The organism is Bartonella queenslandensis, from assembly GCF_018155095.1.
GTDB classification, from domain to species: domain Bacteria; phylum Pseudomonadota; class Alphaproteobacteria; order Rhizobiales; family Rhizobiaceae; genus Bartonella; species Bartonella queenslandensis_B.
In genome coordinates this window covers 1-3,442 of sequence record NZ_NAAI01000020.1, presented here as the reverse complement: position 1 = coordinate 3,442, position 3,442 = coordinate 1, and the positions used below count along the sequence as shown (strand labels likewise).

The window sequence follows — 3,442 nt, the reverse complement described above, 5'->3', positions numbered from 1 at the left end:
AGCAGATAAATTGGAAGCATAATGATGACTCCCCCCATAAGCACGCAGAAAAAAAGCTGCGTTTTCATCTTCTTTCCAAGAAGAATGAAAAGCACCCCGTATTGTCTCCAACTTTTTATTTTGCGTAGTCATATCCATCAAACCAGCATGAAACAAAGCATTGGGCAAAAGAAGATACGTTGGCAATTGAGGAACAACAGCTCTAATACCTAGCTCCGGCTGAACATCAAGCGGCATGGGAGGATTAGATGAAGGATCCAAAGCATCAGAGGACGTAGAAGACTTTGGTTCAACCGGTTCAGAAGGAAGAACAACAGGATCAGAATCTGTAGATGAAGGAGATTCCGGAACAGATGGTTCAGATGGCAGCGACGTAGAAAGTGGATCGGAAGGTGGAGGAGCAACAGGATCGGAAGATGTAGAAGAAGGCAGGTCAGAGGTAAACGATGGAGAAAATGGATCGGAAGGTGGAGGGTCAACAAGATCAGAAGATGCAGAAGAAGGCGGGTCAGACATAAACGATGGAGAAAGTGGATCGGAAGGTGGAGGGTCAACAAGATCAGAAGATGCAGAAGAAGGCGGGTCAGACATAAACGATGGAGAAAGTGGATCGGAAGGTGGAGGGTCAACAAGATCAGAAGATGCAGAAGAAGGCGGGTCAGACATAAACGATGGAGAAAGTGGATCGGAAGGTGGAGGGTCAACAGGGTAAGATAATGAAAACGAAGAAGGTTTACCAAATGGACCATGATAAGAACCTAATTTAGGAGAAATATAGATCCCTTCGAGTCGGAAATCCCAAAAATCCCCCTCACCTTCCACTAATCTTTGCGTAGCATCCGCTTCTCCAAAGGGCGAACCTGGACCATAACCACGAATACGATATTGATAAGGAAAACCTTTCACCGTAGTATAACCATCATAACCATTGGTGAGTCGAAAAGAACCTGCCTGCGCTGTTCCAGCAACTTGAATGAGTGAAATGCTTTGATCTCTTCCCTCATGCACTTCTTTACGTGTATATTTTGGAAAATTTTGCACATGAATGAATGTCGTTCCAGAAACATCACCATAGATCAATATACGATCCGTCTTTTGGGAATCAAACATCCCCTCATCACTCAAAAATGCACTCAATCTAATCTGAGCGTTTCCCTCAGCACTGTAGACTTTCTTATCTGTTGAATCTGAAATGTTATCTCTTACATCTATATCTGTTTTTTTTCCAATGCGCAGAGTTTGATAACCACTATCTTCATCAAAGATCAATGTGCTATTAGAAAGGTTTAGGGAAGAAAGTGATGAAACAGATTCCTGTAAACCGTTGTATTTACTTTTGGTAAGATACCATTTTGAATAATGCGTTAACTCTAAATCAACAGTTGATTTATCGTCAACACGCGTCCCTCCTGTAAGAAAAGAAAAATTTGCTTTCACCGATAGCGAAGCATTATTTTCAGCTTTTAGCAACAAATCACCAGAGATTTTTGTTTCATCTGATAATTCAAGAGTACCTTTTACTTCATAGTCTTTATTCCCCTTCGCATAAATCGCAATCCCATCCGGAACTGTTATATTTGTCTCTGTTAAATGAACAAATGCCCTCCCCGTGATAACTTTTTTTGTTTCTAAATTTTTTTCATTATTTCGTTGTCCAAATATTTTAGTAAAATTTTCTGGAGCTAAAACATTAAAATACAAACCATGTGCTCCCTCACCCTGAACAGAAATATTGTTTTTTTCTATCTTAATATTCGTATTTTTAAAGCCATTTGGTAAGAGATATCTTTGAATTAACCTGCCATTATCATCGACATAACCTGAAAAGTTTTTAATCACGAATGCATGCATAGAGTTAAGATGAAAATAACTGTTTTTCGAATAAACATCACCTCCTTGAAAAACCTCAAAAGCTTCCGGCAATTCCCCCATAGCACTATCACCACTTGTTCCCGATTCCTCCCTCCTTCCTCGTCCCATAATAGCTATATTATCAAGAAAATAGCGTCCCTCAAACTGAGTTGAAAATGAGCCAATCTGGTTAAAATTAACGGTACCGTCTAACATTCTAACTATTGCACCAAAACCACTCACAATCCCGATCCCTTTTACATTCGAGTTATCAGGCTCAATATCGATATTTACACTCTCTAAAGTAATATTCGCTTCTCTCCCCCAGGCATAAATAGCATGTGAAGTTCCCTTAATTTCACCGAATGTCATGCTAATAACTGCATCTTGAGCACGAAGAGCAGGTATATCCTTAAAATCTGAAGCTGCTAGATTAAGTCTTCCACCATTTCTTACATACGCACCATAAGCAGATAGTTTATCTGGATTATCGCCATAAACTGTTACCTGAAATGCATCAACAATAGTCCCTGCCTTTTCTACATATATAGCTGCAATAGGTGCAGTACTAGCAGACGCCTCCTGAGAACTTTTTAAGTAATAAACTTTATTTGAGAGAAGATGTATTCTTCTATCATCACAATTATAAAACACCCCTCTTCGATCACTTGCAGATCCCGCAGCACTAACATAAGTAACCTGTAAAAAATAAAGAATAGCTGTTGTAAAGTTGCATAAAAATACATGTTTGTGAAATATATAAACCATAACTCTTCTTGCTCCTATTCCCCTACTGTTATTCAGTGAAGAATAATAATCTATATTTAACCTACAAACTTCTTAAAATAAAATAAATATAAAAAGAAATATTTAATTTAATACTTAATATAAAACTATATAATGATATATAAATTACCATATATTTTAGGTATAGCTAAAAAAGATGGCGCAATCCTGCAGAGAAACGCGCTCCGGAAAAATCAACTTTCTTCAACCGATACTGATAAGTAACATCTCCATGAAGAGAAAGTTTTGAAGAAAGAGGCGCATTAAACCCGAGTTCTACTTCCAAAGAAGAACCAAAAGAACCTAACTGAAAATCTTTTTTAAAAGAAACAAATTACTAAAAAAGATGGCGCAATCCTGCAGAGAAACTCGCTCCAGAAAAACCAACTTTCTTTAACCCATGCTGATAAGTAACATCTCCATGAAAAGAAAGTTTTGAAGAAAGACGCGCATTAAACCCAAGTCCTGCTTCCAAAGAAGAGCCAAAAGAACCTAACTGAAAATCTTTTTTAAAAGAAACAAATTGCTTATTTTCAAAACTATGCAAATAAGAAAGCTTACTATAAAAAGAAACCTCATGTCCCTTTTCAGAAACACCTAGCGTCTTGCTTAAACGTCCTCCAACACGCCCCACCCATTGATGAAATTTTCCTAAATCAACATCAAGATGATCAACATCAAGCGCTTGATGAAACTGAAGATGCTGATAAATAATCTGAACCTGCGGATCAAAAACAACACCTTTATAGCCTATTGCAAACGTTCTACCACTCGTTAAAGAACCACTAAACTGTTTACCCTTTAA

At 37.8% G+C, this 3,442-nt stretch carries 2 protein-coding genes and 1 pseudogene; all 3 read right to left on the bottom strand.

Annotated features, from left to right (window positions below; all coding sequences use genetic code 11):
• On the bottom strand, positions 1-2,619 hold a 2,619-nt coding region (locus B5V81_RS08475), incomplete at its 3' end, for an autotransporter outer membrane beta-barrel domain-containing protein (protein ID WP_212113084.1).
• Positions 2,620-2,785: 166 nt separating this feature from the next.
• Positions 2,786-2,971, bottom strand: a pseudogene (locus B5V81_RS08470) (hypothetical protein); the annotation flags it as partial.
• A 3-nt stretch (positions 2,972-2,974) separates the two neighbouring features.
• A partial coding sequence (locus B5V81_RS08465) for an autotransporter outer membrane beta-barrel domain-containing protein (RefSeq protein ID WP_212113082.1) occupies positions 2,975-3,442 on the bottom strand: 468 nt, incomplete at its 5' end.